Below are 21,022 nucleotides of genomic sequence, written 5' to 3'. Positions count from 1 at the left end.
CTTGAGAGGAGTTGATCATGAAGCTACCAATTTATATGGACAATCACGCAACGACCCCCATGGACCCGCGGGTCCTGGATTCTATGATGCCGTATTTTACCGAGAAATTTGGAAACGCCGCCAGTCGTAATCATTCTTTCGGATGGGAAGCGGAAAAGGCGGTGGACGATGCACGGCGTCAGATTGCAATGCTCATTCATGCGGATCCAAAGGAGATCATATTCACCTCCGGCGCGACGGAATCGGATAACCTGGCTTTGAAGGGTGTGGTAGAGATGTATCGAGAAAAAGGCAACCATATTGTAACCTCGGTAACGGAACACCGGGCGATACTCGATACGGCCAAGCGGTTGGAGAAGCAGGGCATGCAGGTGACCTATCTTCCCGTCGATAAAGATGGGTTTGTGAATCCCGACGAGGTGAGTAAGGCGATCACAGATAAAACGATCCTGATCTCGATCATGATGGCCAATAATGAGATCGGGACGGTTAACCCGATCGCCGAGATCGGTCGGATCGCAAAATCGAGGGGCGTATTGTTCCATTGTGACGCCACGCAAGGCGTCGGTAAGATTCCGGTGGATGTCGAAGCGATGGGGATCGACCTGATGTCGTTTTCAGCCCATAAGATTTACGGACCGAAAGGGGTGGGTGCGCTTTATGTCCGTCGCAAGAATCCACGGGTCCGACTGGCTCCGATCCTTGACGGAGGGGGACACGAGCGGGGCATGCGTTCGGGTACCTTGCCGGTTCCGCTGATTGTGGGTTTTGGAAAGGCCTGTCAGATCTGCATGCAGGAGATGCCGGAAGAATCCAAACGCTTGAGTGATCTTAGAGAAAGGCTGAAGGAAGGAATTCTCAAGAGTTTGGACGAGGTTTATCTTAATGGACATCCTACGAAGCGTCTTCCGAATAATTTGAACTTGAGTTTTGCTTATGTCGAGGGCGAATCGGTCTTAATGGGGTTAAAAGAGATTGCCGTTTCCTCAGGGTCTGCCTGTACCTCGGCCACGCTGGAGCCTTCTTACGTGATTCGGGCATTGGGTGTCGGTTCGGACCTTGCGCATTCATCGATTCGGTTCGGGCTGGGTCGATTTAATACCCAGGAAGAAGTGGATTATGTCATTAAGCGGGTGGTCGAGACCATTCAAAAGCTTCGCGAAATGTCTCCGCTTTATGAAATGGCCAAGGAGGGAGTCGATCTTAAATCGGTACAATGGGCGAGAGATTAAGGTAAAGAGGAGGTTAATTCCATGGCATACAGTAATAAAGTGATCGATCATTACAACAATCCCCGAAATATGGGAAGTTTTCCCAAGGAAGAAAAAGAAGTCGGGACCGGTATTGTAGGTGCTCCCGAATGCGGAGACGTGATGAAACTTCAGATCAAGGTGGAGTCGGGACGTATCATCGATGCGAAATTTAAAACCTTCGGCTGCGGTAGCGCGATTGCCAGCTCCAGCCTGGCAACCGAATGGATGAAGGGAAAGACCTTGGACGAGGCAGAAAAAATTAAAAACACCGAGATCGTCCAGGAGCTGTCATTACCGCCGGTGAAAATTCATTGCTCCGTGCTCGCAGAGGATGCCATTAAGGCGGCCATCGCGGATTATCGTAAAAAAACCGAAGGCAACGGTTCTGTTTAACCAAAAAGAGAGGAGGAAATTACAGATGATTACGCTTACGGAAAATGCAGCTAATGAAGTGAAACGATTAATGCAGGCACAGAATCTGACCGACGTCAATCTGAGAATGGGTGTGAAGGGCGGCGGATGTTCGGGGATGTCTTACACGTTGAACTTCGAATCGGAAACCCGTGACCAGGATCAAGTATTCGACGTCCATGGTGTGAAGGTCGTTGTGGATCCCAAAAGTCTCCTCTATCTAGAGGGGACCACGCTGGATTTCGTGAACGGCCTCGAAGGAACGGGCTTTAAGTTTATCAACCCGAATGCCACCCGAAGCTGCGGGTGCGGAAGCTCTTTCTCGGCCTAACCATCGTCGGACTATCAACCTTTGCATCAGCAGGGACGAGCTGTGTCGGGTGAAAAAGATTCGCTGGCCAGAAGCCTGTGTTGGAATTGTCAATCCGAAGTGGGAGGGGAGTATTTCTGCGACCACTGCATCAAGATTCAGCCGGCTCCCTCCGATGTCGATTTTTTTCAACGCTTGGGCCTTCCCCGTCATTTAACCATCGATCTTCAGGATTTGGAGCGGCGGTTTCACGATTTAAGCCGTAAAATTCATCCGGATCTCTTCCAACAAAGATCGGAGAGGGAAAAGGCGATCAGTCTTCAAAATGCGGCCATCCTGAATACGGCCTACCGCACCCTGCGTGATCCGATTCTTCGGGTGGAGTACCTCATAAACGTGGAAGAAGGAGCGGTCAAAGATATTCCGGCGAAGGCCCCGCCCGACTTGTTGGAAGAAATCATGGAGCTTCAGGAAGCCCTCGAGGAATTTAAGCAACTTCGGAGGACGCCTTCGGGTGAAGGCGCGAGACTCAAAGAAACCTTAATGGCCAAGCGAGATCGACTGGGGGCCCGTAAAGATATTCTGGAAAAGGACCTTTTGAGTCTTTTTCAAGAATGGGACCGGTTTCAGGACCAGCGCCCGGACTATGCCGATGGTCCAGAAGAGCATCGGAAGTCGTTGTTACGGAGAATGAAGGATTTGCTCTCGGCCCGGGCCTACTTGAGAACCGTCCTCCAGGATCTGGACGAGGGACTTCGGGATCGTTAGTGAATTAAAAGGACTCAAAAGCATGTCAAGGATTGTGGGAATTGACTTGGGCACGACCAATAGCCTCGTCGCGATTATGAACGGCAAAGAGCCGAAAGTCATTGCGGATCGCGAGGGACGGACGCTCGTCCCGTCCGTGATCTCGGTCGATGAGCAAGGTTGGATGGTCGGGGAACGGGCCCAACAACGATTGATGACCCATCCGCAATCGACGATTTATTCGGTCAAGCGTTTAATGGGGAAGGGGCTAACCGATGTTCAGGAAGAGCGCAAGTACTTTCCCGTCTCTCTGACCGAGAAGCAACCCGGAATCATTCAAGTCGAATTGGGCCCATACCGGTTGACCCCGCCCGAGCTGTCGGCCCTCATTCTTAAGGAAGTTAAACACCGGGCGGAGGAATTTCTAAGGACGAAGGTTACACAGGCCGTCATCACGGTGCCGGCCTACTTCAATGATAGCCAGCGACAAGCGACCAAGGATGCGGGACGGATCGCCGGGTTGGATGTCTTACGTATTGTGAACGAACCCACGGCGGCTTGCCTGGCCTACGGCCTCCAGAAGAAAAAGCAGGGTGTGATCGCGGTTTACGATCTCGGGGGCGGAACCTTTGATATCTCCATCCTGAAAGTCAAGGACGGGATCTTTGAAGTTCTGGCCACCAATGGAAATACTCATTTAGGCGGGGATGACCTTGATCAGCGACTTATGGAGCTGGTTCTGCAAGAAATCCGGGTTGAATTCGGGCAGAATCTCCAAGAGGATGTGGAATCGATTCAGCAAATTCGCTTGGGGGTGGAAAAAGCCAAGCGGCAACTATCGACCGAAGAAGTGACCGAAATTGTCATATCCCTAAAGCAGGGGGTTGTTTACCGCCGCCCGCTGAAACGAAGTGAGCTCGAGTCGAAGGTCAGAGATCTGATCGATTTAACCATCGGCCCGTGTCGACAGGCCATGGAGGACGCGCATTTGTCGTTGAAAGAGATCGACGAGGTTGTTTTAGTCGGCGGTGCGACGCGCATGCCATTGGTGAGCCAATTGGTTCAGGAATTTTTTCAAAAGACGCCCCACTCCGAATTGAATCCGGATGAAGTGGTCGCCATGGGTGCAGCGGTCCAGGCCGATATCCTGGCGGGCGGCATCCAGAACATGCTCTTGCTGGACGTGACGCCCCTGTCGCTCGGGATTGAAACCATGGGCGGCGTGATGAGCGTTCTGATTCCGCGAAACAGCACGATCCCAACCAACGCAAAAGAACTTTTCACAACGTTCGTCGATGGTCAGCGTTCCGTGGACATCCACGTTTATCAGGGGGAACGGGAACTGGTCAAGGATAATCGCAGCCTCGCGCGATTCCAGCTCAAAGATCTCGATCCTTTGCCGGCGGGCATGCCGCGGATCGAAGTCAATTTTACGATCGATGCCAATGGGATTCTTCACGTGAGCGCGAAAGATCTGCGCGGCGGCCGAGAGCATTCCGTTGAGGTGAAACCCTCCTACGGTCTCAGCGATGACGACGTGTTGAGGATGATCGAGGAGTCCTTCACGTTTGCCAAAAGCGATATGGAGGCCCGTTTATTAATCGAGGCTCGGAACGAAGCCGCCACGATTCTGGCTCATACCGAACGCGCGCTGCGACGAGCGGAGCACCTGGTCGCGCCGGAAGAGCGGGGGCGGATTCAAGACCGGATCATCGACCTGAAGAGGTCAATGGAGGAAAACGACCACCGGCTCATCCGGGAACGAATCGAACAACTAGATAAGAGCACGGTTCATCTGGCAGAACGTTTAATGGATTCGACCTTGCAGAACGGTTTGAAAGACAAAAAACTTTCGGACCTGCCTTGAAACTATCGGAGATCGGGAAAGGTTTTCCATGGAAACTAAACTCGGGGAGGTATTACAGAACACCCAGCCCGTGATGGAAGGGAACGGCGTCAAGAGGAAATACAGGGTGACATTTCTGCCGGCGAATAAGACGGTGGAAGTGGATGAAACCCAGTTCCCTCTCCAACATGACGGAAAACCGGGTTCCCTGCTGGATATCGCCTTGGCCCACGGGATAACCATGGGTCACAATTGTGGTGGGAACTGTGCCTGTACCACCTGTCATGTTGTAGTGAAACAGGGCATGGAGAATCTTTCTCCCATGCAACAGGACGAAGAGGACCGTCTGGATATGGCCGAAGGTTTGACCCTTTCCTCGCGGTTGGGCTGCCAGGCAGTGGTCAGGGGCGATATTATCGTGGAAATCATGGACGAAGGCGAGGGCGGTCATTAACCCTCCGAAGGGGGTTCCTTATGGAATTAAGCTGGCAGGATGCGGAAGAGATCGCCTTGCGGTTATTTGACCGCTATCCGGAACTTGACCCTTTGACGGTCCGATTTACAGAGTTGCACCAGTGGGTGACGGAATTATCCGAGTTTAAAGGTGATCCCAAAGCCTCCAATGAAAAAATACTGGAGTCGATTCAAATGGCCTGGTACGAAGAATACAAAGCGGCCCACGAATAACCGAGGGTCACCAAACAATCACAGAATCAGAAGTCAAAATGAGATCGAGCATTTTATCGTATTGGATCGATTCAAATTTTGAAGCCATTCCTCTCTTTTGAGCATCTTCTTCCAGCACATATATCTTGACCGGCAGGTCCGGTTGTAAACGAACCGCCTCTTGGATCAGAAGGACGGACAGGTATTGACCGGAGCCTTTGGCTTCTTTTGAAATGACCGTCAAGGCTTCCGCGGGGTTGACATCTTTTAGCACGTGAAGAATTCGAGCCATCCCTCGCCTCGATCAAAAAATGAAAAATCGGCCGGCCCCTTGAACCAAATCGGCAATCTTATCAAACGAAACGGCCTGGATGGCATATTCCGAGCCTTCCGGCAAATGGGCCTGTAATGCGTTTTCTTCGACCATGAAGGTCTGGCCCAGCTCTTCGAAGGCAGGGAGATATTTTTGGAGGATGTCGCCGTCGACGAGATCTTCGGTATCATCGGACAGCAGGAGCGGAGACCGGTTGAGAAGGACGATCGACACGGGATGCTCGCCGCTGACCAAGCCCAGAGCGATGCGGATGGCCTCGACCGGTCGATGGCTTTCAAGCGGGTTGCTTTTAATCAGGACGAGAATGGTATCGGCCATGGAAGGGATCAGTTAAAGGAAATAAATTGGTCACAGCCCTTGACTAGATCGGATAAAACGACCAGGCCGCACGGGACGGCTTTACCGCTCAGTGAGACATGGTGGTGCTCGGCCCCGTAAGCGCAAACGAACAATCTCAGCCCTTGCTCGGCTAACGCGTTCAAGCGTGGATGATCCATGGCCAGTGTTCCTTGATCAATCAGATATAAATAAACCTGGCACTTCGCGGCCAGGGCGGTTTCGGTCAGGCGAACCACGGTATCAAGGTTGGGGTGCTGCGGGGGTGTCGACAGAAGAAGCCCGAGTTTCTTTTTTTCATGATTCAACACCGCCCTACTCTAACACCCGCTTCTTCGATTTGTCAATGAATCGTCGATGCAGCTCCGAAGTCTTCAAAATCACTCACCTCCAATTCACAACCTTCCCCCAGACAATCCACAATATATGGGTGGTTTTGATGGATTTAGACACTTTATATGGTATTTTTTTCTTGACATGCATTTGGACAAATGATATATCACATGACACATTTTCTACAACGTTGTTGAACCAACATTGTACCTAACGTAGTAAACACATTTCAGGCGGGTTCTGCAATTCTCAAGACGTCCAGTTCGGGTTAAATACATGCAACGTATCACCTTCATTGGCGGCCATTGTCCCGGTTGCAAATTGTGGTTTGGGACAGGGACGTTTCGTATTAAACCAATTTATGGCCGGAGTGTCTGTTCTGCGTCCAACTAGGAGGTTAGGTGGCTCCCAGGCATATATGCGATGCGGAAGGGTTTTGGGTGGCGTTTGTCGTGGGCGCGGAAGTGTTTTTGCGCGGGGGCGAATGGCTGGGTCGGCTTGGCGAAAATAATGCAATTTTTGATCACTACGGACGGGTTCGGGGCTTCTTGGATGACGCTGGCCGCCTGGTGATGGTTCAAGTCGAAACCGTTCGGTCAAATGTTCCGGTACAGGATTCCTCATGCGAAATGGAGCGAGGAACGGAAAAGGTCCGATAAGCGATCCTTATCATACCGAGGAATCAAGTCGGGTGGGAGATCAAAGTATAAAGGAGGATTCTATGGAGATCGCAAAGAACGTCGAACATGCAAAAACTCAGGGCTTCTCTCGAATCTCCAAACACTTTCCCATCACCGAGCGGCGTGATGGACAATCCCCTGACCCGCAGACCATATGGGAGAGCCGCGGTCAATGGACCCCCAATGCTATTAAGGTGATGGAGGAACGATACCTTCGGAAAGAAAACGGGAAGGTTCTGGAAACCGCCGAAGGGATGTTCAAACGGGTCGCCTTGGCGATTGCAAAAGCCGAGAGCCTTTGGGGGGCCTCCGCCGCGGAGGTGGAGGCCGTGGCGGCGCAATTTTATGATCGGATGATCCGTGGGCAGTTTATGCCGAACAGCCCGACGCTGATGAACGCCGGAAAGGAAAACGGGCTTCAGTATTCGGCCTGTTATGTCCTTCCGATCGAAGACTCGATCCGGGGAATCTTCGATGCGATCAAGAATGCCGCCGTGATTCACCAGTCCGGAGGCGGGACCGGTTTTTCATTCTCTCGATTGCGGGCCAAAGGGTCCTTGGTCTCGACCACCCAGGGCGAAGCCAGCGGGCCGGTCAGCTTTCTGAAAGTTTTCGACGCGGCCACGAATTCCATCAAGCAGGGCGGCACCCGTCGAGGGGCCAACATGGCCATTCTCAATTATAACCATCCCGACATCATGGAGTTTGTGCTCAGCAAACGCAAACGACAGATCACGAATTTTAATATCTCCGTGGCCGTGACCGAAGAGTTCATGCAGGCGGTTTCGATGGGAAAAGAATACAACGTGATCTCCCCCCATACGGGGAAAGCCGTGGGGCGGCTCAATGCCCGCGAGGTTTTCGAGGAGATCGTGGAGTCGGCTTGGCAGACCGGCGATCCGGGGCTGGTCTTCATCGATCGCATGAATCAGGGGCCGTCCAACCCCGTGCCCAAGATGGGTCCTGTCGAAGCCACGAATCCGTGCGGGGAACAACCGCTCTATCCCAATGAAGCCTGCAATCTGGGGTCTTTGAACCTCCTGTCTTTTGTCAATAAGAAAACCGGGAAATGGGCGATCGACTGGGAAGAGTTGGAGCAGGCCGTCCGAGTGACGGTCCGGTTTTTGGACGACGTAATCGAGGTCAATCCTTATCCGTTGCCGGAGATCGATGCCGCCGTCAAGGCCAATCGGCGCGTCGGTCTGGGCGTGATGGGATGGGCCCATCTTCTTTTCCGTTTAGGAATACCCTACCACAGTGAAGAGGCCTTGGCCCTGGGCCGGAAGATCATGGGATTCATCAATTCAGTCGGCCATCACGAGTCCGAAAACCTGGCCGAGGTGCGCGGGCCCTTTCCCAATTGGGCCGACAGCATCTACCGGAACAGTCGTCCTCTTCGGAATTCCACTGTAACCACCATCGCCCCGACTGGGACGATCAGCATTATCGCGGGCTGTTCATCGGGAATTGAGCCGGTCTTCGCGCTGGCCTTTCGTCACGTTTCCGGAGAAAGAAAACTGACCTTCGTGGACCCCGTCTTTGAGACCATCGCCAAGGAACGGGGGTTCTACAGTCCGGCCCTCATGGACCAAATCAGCGAGCAGGGAAACATAGACGGCATCGAGGAGGTGCACTCCGACCTGCGGGATGTGTTTCAGGCCTCGCACCAGATTTCGCCCGAATGGCATATCCGAATGCAGGGTGCGTTTCAGGAGTATACGGACAATGCCGTCTCTAAGACGATCAACCTTCCCAATTCCGCCGCGCGCGATGATGTGAAGAAAGCGTACCAGTTGGCGTATCAGGTCGGTTGCCTGGGAATCACCGTTTTCCGGGACGGTTGTCTGGAAGAGCAGGTTTTGAACGTCGGCACGTCGGCCAAACCGAAGGCGCCATCGGCGTCCGCCGGTGAGGAAGTCAAAAAAGTCAAACCCCGTCCTTACAAGCGAGTCGGCGTCACCCTGAGCAAGGAGACTCCGTTGGGGACAGTGCATATCACGATGAACGACGATGAAGAGGGCCCGGCCGAGGTGTTTATGACGATCGGAAAGGCCGGAAGCGACATCATGGCGATGGCCGAATCATTGGGGCGGTCGATTTCGCTCTATCTGCGCACCCCTTCTTACCTCTCGCGTTATGAAAAAGTCCAGGAAGAAGTGGAGCAGCTGCGCGGCATCGGGGGCGCGCGTTCGGTCGGGTTTGGAGAGGCGCGCATCTCCTCACTGGCGGATGCCATCGCCCGTGCGATGGAAGAACATTGGATTAAGTCTCCGAACAACGGCAACGGTCACGGGAAGAGTGGGAGTTTCCGCCTCACCGGAAACCTCTGTCCGAAATGCGGCGTCCAGATGGCCCGGGAGGAAGGCTGTCAGAAGTGCTACTCCTGCGGGTATTCGGAATGCTGAGCGGGGGCTAAAGATTTCTGCCCGTCGGCAGCTGATTTTTTTCTTCATCGTCGCATGGATGAGTTGGGCTGGATTAACCCTAGCGCAGTCGCCCTGCACCGGATTGGAGGACTGCCTTAAGGATCTGAAATCTTCCGATGCCTCCAGCAGGTCCGGCGCCATTTTCATGCTGGGAATCTTGAAAGACAAACGGGCCACGCCGGCCCTCATGGAGATTTTAGGGGAAGAACATGACTTCGAAGTCCGCTCATCGGCCGTCAAGGCGATCGGCGCCCTTAAAGATCCGATGGCGGTGCCGGTCTTGGCGGATCTTTTGGACCACAAGGACCTACAGCTTGATGCGATCGACGCGTTGGTGAAGATAGCGGATCGGTCGGCGGTGGAGGCCCTTATTCAGGGTCTGAAACATCCCGAGATCCAAGTCGCCGCCGTGCGGGGACTGGGAGAAATTGCGGACCCTTCCGCAAAGCCGGCATTGACGGCGTTGTGGCGCCAGACCGACAACGAGCGTGTGCGGGGTCTGAGCGGTCTAGCCATTCAAAGGATCAATGCAATCTGGGGCCCCACCGAAAAGGAGATGGGGATCCCCCGTTATCCCAAGTCCGAATTTATGCCGAATGCCCGCGGAGAATGGATTTTTGTTTCGGAGGATCCGCTTCCGAAGGTTTCCGATTTCTTCAAAAGGCATCTCAAGAAAGAGCCGTTGACCTTTCAGGTTTTCCAAATAAGGTACGAGAACGAATTGGGGGAGACCAAAGAGGGCATTCCTTCCAATCCGCCCAACCTGATCTTCGTGGCAGAAGAGCAGAAATTCCTGGGAAAGAACTATCCGGCGAAGCTGATTTTCCTGCAAAGAAATAAGGCCGAGACCGAAATAAAGATCTTCAAAGCCATCGGAGGGCCGGATTAAATCTGTAGAATGCCGATTCTCTCTTGACAATGACGATGACGCTTGATAATATTTTTGCGCTTAATCGTCCCAGGCAATAAAACAAACCGCATCTCATAGGTAGCTGTCCTGTTCATTGACGGTTGGACGAACCCCGACCGTGGAAAGTGAGCTGACCCAGCTGTCTCGTCTCTGGATTCTGCTGTGAATCCTGAGGCGGATACTTGGGTCTTTTTTTTGTGGCGGCAACCTGTTCATGGGAGTACACTGGAATTGGGGAAATCGGGGATCGTATCCTCTTAACGGAAAGAGGGAAAATCCATGGATCATGATGGGGGAATGTTCATCTTTGGGGGACAGGCCCGGCTGCCCAAGGAGCTCTCGGCCGTCGAGGTGTTTCAGGTGATTGCCCACGTGGACGTGCCGACCGGAAAGGTGGTGGAGGTCGATTTCATGCCCTGTCCGCCGCTCATCATCGGGATGCTGAAGCAGATGATGGTCGGCATGTCGCTTCAAACCGACGCCAATGATTTGCTCGTTCAGGTTGAACAGCGTCTGTTTCATAAATCCAAAAAGGCCGTGATCACGGCGATTAAAGACTTAGTCCGGGAATACCGGGAATTTCTGTATCGGGCTTCAAAAGCCACCCATCCCCCCTCGGAAGTCTGACGTTCATCTTCCCGACCGACTCCGCGTTTCCAAGGCGGTTGGCCTCGGTGATCTTATCAACACGCTACGGACGGTTCCGGCTTTGTCCGACGCCCCGCGCCAATAAATCCTGCTCCAGGTTAATCAGCACATCCCGTCCCGCGTTTTCAACGACCCCGCGGAACAGAGACTCGTCGGCATACAGCTCATGGACCGATCGGCCAGCCGGAGAGGCCTGTTCCCAAGCCGTTTTATCCCAGGCCCGAAGGCAGGCCCGTGCAATCAGGTGGCTTAAGGGCGGGGGATTGTAGAGCATCTTTTTAACCGCGACCGGATTCAACGAAAGGGGATTGTATCCGCCCGAGAGGTATCCCTCCTGGATGAGGCGCTGCTCGAATCCGGTGTGGGGCTGCACGCCGAGGAAGAAGAGCATGGGGAAGACGCGGTCTTCCCCCAGGATGGCGGCGATTTTTTTGTACGACGCCACGCTTTCCATTAATGTGGTCTCGGTATCCCCCGGGGAGTTGAGTGAATAATTCAGGATCAAATTGCCCGTAAACCCCGCCTCTTTCAGATAGCGGCAGCCGTCGTAGAGATTGTCCAGGCGAAAGCCCATATGCAGTTCATTCAGGACGACTTGGGAGCCGGAGGTGATCGCCACTTCCAGATCGCCCACCCCGGATTGGACCATCCGACAGGCCAGGTCGGGCGTGATCAGGCTTGTCCGAATGTAACCGGACCAAGTCAGGTCCAACTTCTCGGCGATGATCCGGTCCAGGATTTCGTTGCATTGGGGCAGGGCTTCGCTCCCGGTGATGAACTGGGCGTCGGTGAACCAGAAGGCTCGCGTTCCCCATTGCCGGTAGTGCTGCAGGATGTCTTGAACCACTCGCTCGGGTGCGCGGTAACGGACCCGTTTTCCCTCGATATACGGGTATTCGCAGAACTGGCAATCGTAGGGACAGCCGCGTTTTGACTGGACGCCGATACAGTCATTTTTGTACGCGACGTGTTGAGGGAAAATCGCGGTCAGATAAGACAGATCGATCGTCATGTCCTGAATGGATGTGATCGCGTTCTTTACGCCGCGGAAGACTTGATCGCCTTTGCGTAGGATCGATCGTTCATCGGACAGGTCTTTCCCTTCGATCACCTTCAACAAGGCGTCCTCGCCTTCGCCCAGAAGACCGATCGTGCCCTCCGGAAGACGGCGGATCAATTGGTCGGCGAACACGCTGAAGGCCCCGCCGCCGACGAGAACCCGTTTCCCCGGATAGCGTCGGTGGATCAACCAGAAATAGGACAGGATTTCCTGGATGCCCCGATAATACGTCCAGAGGTATCCCAATCCCTTGATCGAGGCGGTGAGCTTCTTGAGGGGGTTGGTGGAATAATAGAAGTTAAAGGCGTATTTTAAAGAGGGATCGCCTTCATGGGGGGCGAAGACTTGGATATCCCGCCAGGAAAAACAGACCAAGTCCGGATCGAGTTGACGGAGCTGCGCCAAAAGGGTCTTGCGGCGGTGAGCCGACGGGATCAACGACAGGTCGAGAATTTGCTGTCGGATATCGGGGTGTTTTTGATGGACCCCGTCGGCCAGATAGGTTACCCCGAGCGGATAGACCGGCCGGCAGGGGAGAAAGATATAAAGGATGGAACGAACGTCCGTCATGGCGGATTTACGATAACACAGGCCGTCAGGCTATGCAACCAACTGCAGATGATACCCGGTTCGATTGAGGCCCGGACTGCGACTCGGCTATTGTTTGGGCTCCCGGCTTGGCGAAGGACGCGGCCCGCCGCAGGCGGGCAAATTATGGCTGCCTTACCTTGCCAGAATTTAGCGGCCGAGCCTTAGCCGGGTCAAACAAAAGCCGTCGGAGCAGGGAGGGTGCAGTCGAGCCGGACGGGGCGCCCCGCCTGCGGCCACCCGCCGGATGTCACTCTAAATTTGTCGTTTGTATTAGTCGTGGCATTTTTTCTGGCATTTTGTCCGACGATTGAATATGCTGTTCTCGGGCCGGATGATCAAACGCGTACAGGAGCATTCTTCATGACTCAGACGGAAAAATACGAACGGTACTCCGCCACGTTGCGGATTTTTGGAAAGATCGAGGACCTGAGCGTCATCGGGATGCGCCTCGGGCTTGAACCGACGCGGGTCCGTCGCCGAGGGGAGCCGGTTGAAGGGACATCCGAGCACCTGGAATTCGATTTCTGGGAGATGACGGCGCCGGTGACGAAAGACCGGCCGCTGGAGGACCATCTCGCCTGGCTGAAGTCCCGGCTGGTTCCCCGAGGGTCCGTCCTTCGAGACATCAAGACCGCGTTATCGGTCGACCTGTTTTGCGAATTTCGATCCAATCACGGCCAGGGAGGCTTCAGTCTCTCACCGGAGGCTCTGGCGTGGCTTGTGGAGCTCGGGATCGGCCTTGATGTGGCAGTCGTATTTGAAAAACCGATGTAGGGGCGACGCATGCGTCGCCCCTACAGGGCCGGTTTGACTCCGATATGAATCGCCACGATTCCGCCGGTGAGGTTTCGATACGATACAGGGGAAAAACCCGTCTCCGAGAATAAAGTCTTAAGCCGTTCTTGATCCGGAAAGGCCCGAATCGAAGCCGGGAGATAGTCGTAGATTCCGGTGTGATCGTGCGAGACCAGCCTTCCGATCCGGGGAAGGATGGTGAACGAGTAGAGGTCATACATTTTTCGCAAAGGTGCGCTGGTGGGACGGGAAAATTCCAGGCAGACGGCCCGTCCGCCCGGTTTTAAGACGCGAAACATTTCGCCCAACGCCGCCGGGATATCGGCCACATTGCGTATTCCAAACGCCACGGTGACGACCTGAAAGGTCCGGTCGCAGAACTGAATCGATTCGGCGTTTCCCCGGAGCAGCGTGACATTTCCGTTTGGCCTCAGCCGTTCGATCTTCCGCCGACCATATTGAAGCATCCGTTCATTCAAGTCCAGTCCGATCACCTGTCCCTCGGGTCCGACCTGTCGGGCCAGCAAAACGGCCAGATCCCCCGTGCCGGTGCAAAGATCGAGGACGGTGTCGCCCCCGGCCGCCCCGCTGATCCGGACCGCTTCCCGCTTCCAGGCATGGTGAAGACCGAGCGAGAGAAGGGTGTTGTTGAGGTCGTAGCGGTGGGCGATCGCGGTAAACATTTTTTGCACGGCCCGTTCTTTTTGGGGTGCGGTGGGCAAGGAGGCAACCGGCTGCATCGGGTATTGGTAACACCATTGGAGGCCGTTGTCAATGGGTGGACGGCGGAAACCCGGACATGGTATACTACAAAATTCAAACGGCCGTTTGAGGGACCCGATGCAACAGAAAGAGATCGTCATCCGCGGGGCGCGCGAGCATAATTTAAAAAACATCGACGTCGTGATCCCCCGCGACAGGCTGGTGGTGATCACCGGGCTGTCCGGCTCCGGAAAATCCTCGCTCGCTTTCGACACGATCTATGCCGAGGGCCAGCGCCGATACGTGGAATCCCTCTCCGCGTACGCGCGGCAATTTTTAGAGCAGATGGACAAGCCGGATCTGGACTCGATCGACGGGCTTTCACCCGCCATCTCGATCGAGCAGAAGACGACCAGCCATAACCCGCGGTCGACCGTCGGAACCGTGACCGAGATTTACGACTACCTTCGTGTCCTGTACGCGCGGGTCGGCCGGCCCCACTGTCCCCGATGCGGACGCGCGATCGCGGCGCAGACGGTTCAGCAGATGGTCGATCACGTCATGACCTGGCCCGCCGGTTCCAAGATCCAGATTTTCTCCCCCGTTGTCCGGGGCCGGAAAGGGGAATATCGAAAGGAACTGCTCCAGCTCCGCAAAGGCGGCTTCACCCGCGTCCGGGTCAACGGACATATTCGGGATCTTTCGGAAGAGATCGCCCTGGATAAAAAGAAGAAGCAGACCATCGAGGTTCTGATCGACCGGCTGGTGGTCAAAGACGGGATCCGGAAACGACTGGCCGATTCCATCGAGACCGCCTTGCGGCTTCCGGCCGGACTGGCCGGCCCGGCCGAAGGGATCGTTCTTCTTCAACGTGACGGGGAGGAGGTCTTGTTCAGCGAAAAGCTGGCCTGCGTCGAATGCGGCATCAGCCTTCCCGAAATGACGCCCCGCGTCTTCTCCTTCAACAATCCCCACGGCGCCTGCCCGGCCTGCGGCGGCCTCGGAACGACGATGGACCTGGATCCCGACCGGATCGTCCCGGACAAGAACCGCTCCCTCCGCGAGGGGGCGATCAAGCCTTGGGAAAAACGGTTCTCGGTCTATTATTATCAAATGCTGGAAGCGGTCGCGAACCATTACGGGTTCGATCTCCGGACGCCCTTCAAGGACCTCAAGCCGGAGCACCAGCGGATCCTTCTGAACGGCTCCGGCTCGGAGGAGCTCCCCTTCCATTACGACAGCGACGGCCACCGGCACGCCTACCGCAGGCCCTTCGAGGGCGTGATCGGAAACCTCCAGCGGCGTTTTCGCGAAACGGATTCCAGCTACATCCGCGAAGAGATCGCCCGATACATGGGCAGCCATTCGTGCAAGGTCTGCCAGGGCGAGCGGCTCAAGCCGGAGAGCCTCGCCGTGACGATCGGGGAAAAGTCGATTGCCGAGGTGGCGCGCTTCTCGATCAAGGAGGCGGACATTTTCTTTGCCGGCCTGAGGATGACCGAACGGGAGGCGTTCATCGCCCACCGAATCTTGAAGGAGATCAAGGAACGGCTCGGATTTTTGATGAACGTCGGCCTCGATTACCTCACGCTCGACCGCGCCGCGGCCACGCTGTCCGGCGGCGAGGGACAGCGGATCCGGCTCGCCACGCAGATCGGGTCTTCGCTGACCGGGGTGCTGTACATCCTGGACGAGCCCAGCATCGGCCTGCACCAGCGGGACAATCGCCGGCTGCTGGATACGCTGATCCGCCTGCGGGATCTGGGCAACACGGTCCTCGTGGTGGAGCACGACGAGGAGACGATCCTTACGGCGGACCATGTGATCGACATGGGGCCGGGGGCCGGTATCCACGGCGGCGAGATCGTGGCCCAGGGGACGCCCGCAGCGATCACGGGCGATGAGAAGTCCCTGACGGGAAAATACCTTCGCAGGGATCTTGTCATCTCCCTTCCCCGGCGGCACCGATCGGCGCAGAAATTTTTGAAGATCATCGGGGCCCGTGAAAACAATCTCAAGACCATCGATGTTCCGATCCCGTTGGGCCTTTTCACCTGCGTCACGGGAGTGTCGGGTTCGGGCAAGAGCACCCTGGTCCTCGAGGTGCTGTACAAAAACCTTGCGCAGCGGCTGTACCGTGCGACGGACCGTCCCGGTGCGTGCGATCAGATCAAGGGGCTGGAGCATCTCGACAAGGTGATTAATATCGACCAATCGCCCATCGGCCGAACGCCCCGGTCCAACCCGGCCACCTATACCGGCCTGTTCACCTTCGTCCGCGACCTGTTCACCCGGCTTCCCGAATCCCGGATGCGGGGCTACAAGGCCGGGCGCTACAGCTTCAACGTCAAGGGCGGCCGTTGCGAGGCTTGCCAGGGGGACGGCGTGATCAAGATCGAGATGCATTTTCTTCCGGACGTCTACGTCACCTGCGAGGTCTGCAAGGGCCAGCGCTACAATCGGGAAACGCTCGAGATCACATACAAGGGAAAAACGATCGCGGACATCCTGGATATGGCCGTGGACGAGGCCGCCGCTTTTTTCTCGGCGATCCCGCACATCAAGGAAAAACTTGAAACGCTCCAGGACGTCGGCCTGGGCTACGTTCATCTGGGCCAGTCGGCCACGACGCTTTCCGGCGGCGAGGCGCAGCGCGTCAAGCTCTCCCGCGAGCTGTCCAGGCGCGCGACCGGGCAGACCTTGTACATCCTGGACGAGCCGACCACCGGCCTCCATTTCGCCGACATCCAAAAGCTGTTGGACGTTTTGAATCGGCTCGTCGACGCCGGGAACAGCGTCGTGGTGATCGAGCACAACCTGGACGTGATCAAGAATTCGGACTGGGTCATCGATCTGGGGCCGGAGGGCGGGGATCTAGGGGGCCGGATCGTCGCGACCGGAACGCCCGAAGCGCTCGCGCAAAACAAGGAGTCCTACACGGGACAGTTTTTAAAGAAAGCGATGTCTTGGGTTGATCGATAAATGAAGAGCCGCTGGTCGGATAATGAGGCGCGAGGGCTGGAGGGGCTGAGCATCCTGGTCCACACCTCCCGTCTGATCGGGATGGACCCAGGCCTCGTACTTTGGGGCGGGGGGAATTCGTCCCTCAAGATAAATGGCTTGGATCACACCGGCCGGCCGATACGGGTCCTCTGGATGAAGGGCTCCGGGTCGGACATGAGGACGATCACCCCCGGGCAGTTCACGCCGCTGCGCTTGGACGACCTCCTCCCGTTAATGAAGCGGGAGGCGATGACCGATGACGAGATGGTGGCCTATCAGTCGAAATCCGTTCTGGAACCGGGCGCGCCGAAGCCCTCGATCGAGACGCTGCTCCACGCCTTTCTTCCGACGACCCATATTTACCACACCCATGCCGACGCGATCTGTGCCTTGACCGACACGCCGAACGGCGATGAGATCATCGAAGAATTATATGGCGCGAATGTCGCGCTTATCCCGTATCTTCGTCCCGGGTTCCTTCTATCCAAAAAGACGGGAGAGGCGTACGCGAAAAACCCCGGGCTTCGCGCGATAATTCTGGACAAGCACGGGCTGATCACCTGGGGCGCATCCGCCAAGGAGGCCTACCTCGAGACGATCCGGATGATCACCCTTGCCGAGCGGTATATCGCACGGCGAAGGCGGCCCCGCGCGCGGCCGGCCGGTCCGGCCGTTTCCAAACGGGCCCGTCGCGCGATCGCGGCCGCGGTCGCGCCGGCGCTTCGCGGCGGAATCGGTAGCGGGAAACGGATGGTCCTGTTCTATGACGACGACCCGGCCGTCCTTCAATTCGTCAATCGCCCCAAGGCCAAAGCGCTGTCCCAAATCGGGCCGTTCACGCCGGATCATCTGATGCATACGAAACCCTGGCCCTTGTTTTTGGAAACGAAGGGTTCAGGCCGGCCCGATCCCGAAACGATCGCGGCGACGCTTCCAATATCGCTCGCGCAGTATCGGGAGCGCTATGTCCGTTATTTCGAGCGGCACAAGACGCCGGGTGTCACGATGCTCGACCCCAACCCTCGCGTGATCCTGATCCCGGGCGTCGGGATGTTCACGACCGGAAAAGACCGTCGGGCGAGCCGCATCGCGCGGGATATTTACCGGCACACACTCGGCGTGATTCAAGACAGTGCTGCGATTTCATCCTACGTTTCGCTTTCGCCTCGCGAGCTTTGCGATTTCGAGTACTGGCCGATGGAGAATTTCAAGCTGACGCTTCTACCGCCCGAGAAGGAAATGTCCCGGCGGGTCGCGCTGGTGACCGGCGCGGCCGGGGGAATCGGGAAGGCGCTGGCCGAGCGGCTGGCCGTCGAAGGGGCGATGGTCGTATTGACCGACATCGATCTTGAGAAGACCCGCACCGTGGCCGAGGCGATCAATCAAAAGGCGGGCGAGGCGAACGCCACCGCCGTAAAAATGGACGTAACGAGCGAATCCTCCGTTCAAAAGGCCTTTGAGAGCGCGGTTCTGGCCTACGGGGGACTGGACATCATCGTCTCAAACGCGGGCATCGCGAAATCCTCGCCGGTCGACCGACTGTCGCTTTCGGACTGGGATCGCTCGATGGCGGTCAACGCCACCGGCCACTTTCTGGTCTGTCGGGAAGCGCTTCGCATTTTTAAAGAGCAGGGCCTCGGCGGGAATATCGTGGTCGTCGCCACAAAGAATGTCCTCGCGCCCGGAAAAGATTTCGGGGCCTACTCGGCCTCCAAGGCGGCCCAGGCCCAACTGTCCCGCATTCTCGCGATCGAGGGCGCGGAGGATCGTATCCGCGTGAACATGGTGAACCCGGACGGCGTGTTTCAGGAGTCCGGACTCTGGTCCAAAGAGATCCGGGAGGAGCGCGCGAAGGCCCACGGCATTCCGATCGAACAACTCGAAGATTTTTACGCCAGGCGTAATCTTCTCAAGACCAAGATCTATCCCGGCGACGTCGCCGAGGCCGTCCTTTATTTCGCGTCCGACCGTTCCTCCAAAACCACCGGCGCGATCCTGCCCGTGGACGGCGGCGTCCGCGAGGCGTTTCCGAGGTAACGCCCGCGTTCCTCCTTTGCCCATCGTGAAACCCGTCCCCGCCGGCTTGTAATTCCGCCGGAGTTCAACTATACTTTCGTTGTATGGGAGGCGAGGATGCTGATCGTCATGCGACAGGATGCCACCGCGGAGCAGATCCAAGCGGTGGTTGAAAAGATCAAGGAATTGGGTTTCAAGCCCCACGCCATTCCCGGCAGTGAGCGAACGGCGATCGGGATCACGGGCAACCATGGTCCCGTGGAACCGGACCTCTTCGAGTTACTTCCGGGGGTCGCCCAGGCGATCCCGGTCAGTCAGCCCTTTAAGTTGGTGTCCTCCGAGGTCAAGCCCGAACGAACCGTGGTGAATGTGAACGGGGCCACCATCGGCGGCGAATCGTTGGCCGTGATGGCGGGCCCCTGTTCGGTGGAAAGCGAGTCCCAGCTGATGGCCTGCGCGCGGGCGGCCAAGGCCGCGGGGGCGCAGTTCCTCCGAGGCGGTGCGTTCAAGCCGCGTACAAGCCCTTACGATTTTCAGGGGCTCAAAGAGGACGGGCTCAAACTCTTGGCGCTCGCTCGCGAGGAGACCGGTCTGAAGGTGGTGACCGAAGTGATGAGCCCGGGAACGGTGGACATGGTGGCGCGCTACGCGGATGTCCTTCAGATCGGGGCCCGCAATATGCAGAACTTTCCGCTCCTGGAAGAGGTCGGCGACGCCAAGCGACCGGTCCTGTTGAAACGGGGTCTGAGCGCGACGATCAAGGAGCTCCTGATGGCCGCCGAGTACATCGCCTCGCGCGGCAATTACGAGATCGTGCTGTGCGAGCGGGGCATCCGGACTTTTGAGACGATGACCCGCAACACACTGGATCTGGGCGCGGTCATCGTGCTCAAACAGCTCTCCCATCTGCCGGTGATCGTGGATCCTTCCCACGGATTCGGTTTGCGTTACGGCGTCATTCCCCTGGCGCGCGCGGGCGTGGCGGTGGGCGCCGACGGATTGATCGTGGAGATCCATCCCGAGCCGGAACATGCCCTGTCCGACGGTCCCCAATCCCTGACCCTCCCCATGTTTCAGGAACTCATGCGGCAGATCCGGCTCGTGGCCTCCTCCATCGGCCGACGCATTTAATGCCCATGTCTTGATGATCGAGCAAACGGGGTCCGGAAATGCACGCATGGATCGTGTTATGGTTCAACCTGGTTCGGGACTGGGGTTACCCGGGGATCATCTTATTGATGGCGATGGAAAGCTCCGTCCTCCCTCTGCCGAGCGAGGTGGTGATACCTCCCGCGGCCTATTGGGCGGCGCAGGGTCGCTACAATTTTTGGGGCGTGATCCTGGCCGGAACAATCGGAAGCTATCTCGGCGCGGCCGTCATGTACTGGGTGTCCCGATGGATCGGCCGGCCGCTCGTCGTCCGTTACGGGAACTATGTTTTCATTCCCGAATCGAAACTGCTCCGCGCCGAGCGCTGGCTGGCGCGATATGAAGCCGGAGGGGTTTTCTTTGCGCGGCTCCTGCCGGTTGTGCGGCACCTGATCGGCATCCCGGCCGGAATCGTCCGGATGGAATTTAAAACCTACAGCCTGATGACGATCACCGGCTCGGCGGTCTGGTGCTCCGTGCTGGCCTGGTTCGGGTCCGAGGTGATCGGCGACCGGCCCGAACTGCTCAACGATCCGCAACAGATGATCCGGGTTCTTACTGATCGGTTCCACTGGTTCGTGGCCCTCATCCTGATACTGACCGTCCTTTACATCGTCGTTATGCGCCTAACCGCCAGGCCCGAGGGCGCGCGCGAGAACCTGAAATAATCCGGTTCCGCGATCACGGCCGGCTTCAAAACCCTCTCGGATTTTCAAAAGTCGGCATGTTGATTTTTAATCGGTTTAGGCCTATTCTTGTTCGGGAGTTGAAGCAAGGCCCCTGTTGGGAAACGTGACGGCATAGAC

At 56.6% G+C, this 21,022-nt stretch carries 20 protein-coding genes; 15 read left to right on the top strand and 5 right to left on the bottom strand.

All coding sequences use genetic code 11. The features are described from left to right. Positions 1-17: 17 nt before the first annotated feature. The 7 genes from VMN77_05030 to iscX are packed head-to-tail and all read left to right on the top strand — an operon-like array spanning position 18 to position 5,254. Positions 18-1,232 (top strand): IscS subfamily cysteine desulfurase, encoded by a 1,215-nt coding sequence (locus VMN77_05030; protein ID HTN43145.1) that lies wholly within the window; start codon positions 18-20, stop codon positions 1,230-1,232. Positions 1,233-1,253: 21 nt separating this feature from the next. Beyond that, positions 1,254-1,646: a Fe-S cluster assembly scaffold IscU gene (gene iscU, locus VMN77_05025; GenBank protein ID HTN43144.1), complete on the top strand. Its 393-nt coding sequence runs from the start codon at positions 1,254-1,256 to the stop codon at positions 1,644-1,646. A gap of 25 nt (positions 1,647-1,671) precedes the next feature. Further along, entirely contained in the window at positions 1,672-1,995 is a 324-nt protein-coding gene (gene erpA, locus VMN77_05020; protein ID HTN43143.1) for an iron-sulfur cluster insertion protein ErpA, read from the top strand. Between the two features lie 42 nt (positions 1,996-2,037). Beyond that, positions 2,038-2,742, top strand: a complete 705-nt coding sequence (gene hscB, locus VMN77_05015) for a Fe-S protein assembly co-chaperone HscB (GenBank protein ID HTN43142.1) — start codon at positions 2,038-2,040, stop codon at positions 2,740-2,742. Between the two features lie 22 nt (positions 2,743-2,764). Continuing rightward, the gene (gene dnaK, locus VMN77_05010; GenBank protein ID HTN43141.1) at positions 2,765-4,588 is read left to right on the top strand and encodes a molecular chaperone DnaK; all 1,824 of its coding nucleotides are present in this window, start codon (positions 2,765-2,767) and stop codon (positions 4,586-4,588) included. A gap of 28 nt (positions 4,589-4,616) precedes the next feature. Next, positions 4,617-5,021 (top strand): 2Fe-2S iron-sulfur cluster-binding protein, encoded by a 405-nt coding sequence (locus VMN77_05005; GenBank protein HTN43140.1) that lies wholly within the window; start codon positions 4,617-4,619, stop codon positions 5,019-5,021. Between the two features lie 20 nt (positions 5,022-5,041). Continuing rightward, positions 5,042-5,254, top strand: coding sequence for a Fe-S cluster assembly protein IscX (gene iscX / locus VMN77_05000; protein ID HTN43139.1), 213 nt, complete (start codon positions 5,042-5,044; stop codon positions 5,252-5,254). Positions 5,255-5,261: 7 nt separating this feature from the next. Here the strand turns inward: iscX and VMN77_04995 are convergent, their stop codons facing one another. From VMN77_04995 to VMN77_04985, 3 genes are read right to left on the bottom strand one after another with little or no spacing between them, the layout of a single operon-like run. Then, positions 5,262-5,525 carry a hypothetical protein gene (locus VMN77_04995; protein ID HTN43138.1) on the bottom strand — a complete coding sequence of 88 codons (264 nt, stop codon included), beginning with the start codon at positions 5,523-5,525 and terminating at the stop codon, positions 5,262-5,264. Positions 5,526-5,537: 12 nt separating this feature from the next. Beyond that, positions 5,538-5,885 carry a hypothetical protein gene (locus tag VMN77_04990; GenBank protein HTN43137.1) on the bottom strand — a complete coding sequence of 116 codons (348 nt, stop codon included), beginning with the start codon at positions 5,883-5,885 and terminating at the stop codon, positions 5,538-5,540. Between the two features lie 8 nt (positions 5,886-5,893). Further along, on the bottom strand, positions 5,894-6,211 hold the full coding sequence (locus tag VMN77_04985; GenBank protein ID HTN43136.1) for a DsrE family protein: 318 nt from the start codon (positions 6,209-6,211) through the stop codon (positions 5,894-5,896). Between the two features lie 746 nt (positions 6,212-6,957). Here VMN77_04985 and VMN77_04980 point away from each other — a divergent pair. The 3 genes from VMN77_04980 (at position 6,958) to VMN77_04970 (ending at position 10,879) form a co-directional block, all read left to right on the top strand. Then, complete coding sequence (locus VMN77_04980; protein HTN43135.1) at positions 6,958-9,321, top strand: vitamin B12-dependent ribonucleotide reductase; 2,364 nt, start codon at positions 6,958-6,960, stop codon at positions 9,319-9,321. 58 nt (positions 9,322-9,379) lie between these two features. Further along, positions 9,380-10,231 carry a HEAT repeat domain-containing protein gene (locus VMN77_04975; protein HTN43134.1) on the top strand — a complete coding sequence of 284 codons (852 nt, stop codon included), beginning with the start codon at positions 9,380-9,382 and terminating at the stop codon, positions 10,229-10,231. Between the two features lie 318 nt (positions 10,232-10,549). Further along, positions 10,550-10,879, top strand: a complete 330-nt coding sequence (locus VMN77_04970) for a DUF3870 domain-containing protein (GenBank protein ID HTN43133.1) — start codon at positions 10,550-10,552, stop codon at positions 10,877-10,879. A 64-nt stretch (positions 10,880-10,943) separates the two neighbouring features. Here the strand turns inward: VMN77_04970 and VMN77_04965 are convergent, their stop codons facing one another. Next, entirely contained in the window at positions 10,944-12,530 is a 1,587-nt protein-coding gene (locus VMN77_04965; GenBank protein ID HTN43132.1) for a radical SAM protein, read from the bottom strand. Between the two features lie 381 nt (positions 12,531-12,911). Here VMN77_04965 and VMN77_04960 point away from each other — a divergent pair, with 381 nt between their 5' ends. After that, a complete protein-coding gene (locus VMN77_04960) occupies positions 12,912-13,325 on the top strand; it encodes a DUF4279 domain-containing protein (protein ID HTN43131.1) in 414 nt (137 codons plus the stop codon). 20 nt (positions 13,326-13,345) lie between these two features. Here the strand turns inward: VMN77_04960 and ubiE are convergent, their stop codons facing one another. Further along, a complete protein-coding gene (gene ubiE, locus VMN77_04955; protein ID HTN43130.1) occupies positions 13,346-14,086 on the bottom strand; it encodes a bifunctional demethylmenaquinone methyltransferase/2-methoxy-6-polyprenyl-1,4-benzoquinol methylase UbiE in 741 nt (246 codons plus the stop codon). A gap of 100 nt (positions 14,087-14,186) precedes the next feature. On the opposite strand from ubiE, the gene uvrA reads away from it, so the two are divergent. The 4 genes from uvrA to VMN77_04935 all read left to right on the top strand — a co-directional run bounded on the left by uvrA (position 14,187) and on the right by VMN77_04935 (position 20,884). Next, on the top strand, positions 14,187-17,030 hold the full coding sequence (gene uvrA / locus VMN77_04950) for an excinuclease ABC subunit UvrA (protein HTN43129.1): 2,844 nt from the start codon (positions 14,187-14,189) through the stop codon (positions 17,028-17,030). Next, on the top strand, positions 17,031-19,088 hold the full coding sequence (gene rhaD, locus VMN77_04945) for a bifunctional rhamnulose-1-phosphate aldolase/short-chain dehydrogenase (GenBank protein ID HTN43128.1): 2,058 nt from the start codon (positions 17,031-17,033) through the stop codon (positions 19,086-19,088). A 96-nt stretch (positions 19,089-19,184) separates the two neighbouring features. Further along, positions 19,185-20,198, top strand: a complete 1,014-nt coding sequence (gene aroF, locus VMN77_04940; protein HTN43127.1) for a 3-deoxy-7-phosphoheptulonate synthase — start codon at positions 19,185-19,187, stop codon at positions 20,196-20,198. Between the two features lie 38 nt (positions 20,199-20,236). Further along, complete coding sequence (locus VMN77_04935) at positions 20,237-20,884, top strand: DedA family protein (GenBank protein ID HTN43126.1); 648 nt, start codon at positions 20,237-20,239, stop codon at positions 20,882-20,884. The last annotated feature ends 138 nt before the right edge of the window (positions 20,885-21,022 follow it).

This window comes from Nitrospiria bacterium, from assembly GCA_035498035.1.
Lineage (GTDB): Bacteria > Nitrospirota > Nitrospiria > JACQBZ01 > JACQBZ01 > JACQBZ01.
The sequence above is the reverse complement of the archived record's forward strand: the minus strand, read 5'-3'. Positions and strand labels throughout refer to the sequence as shown.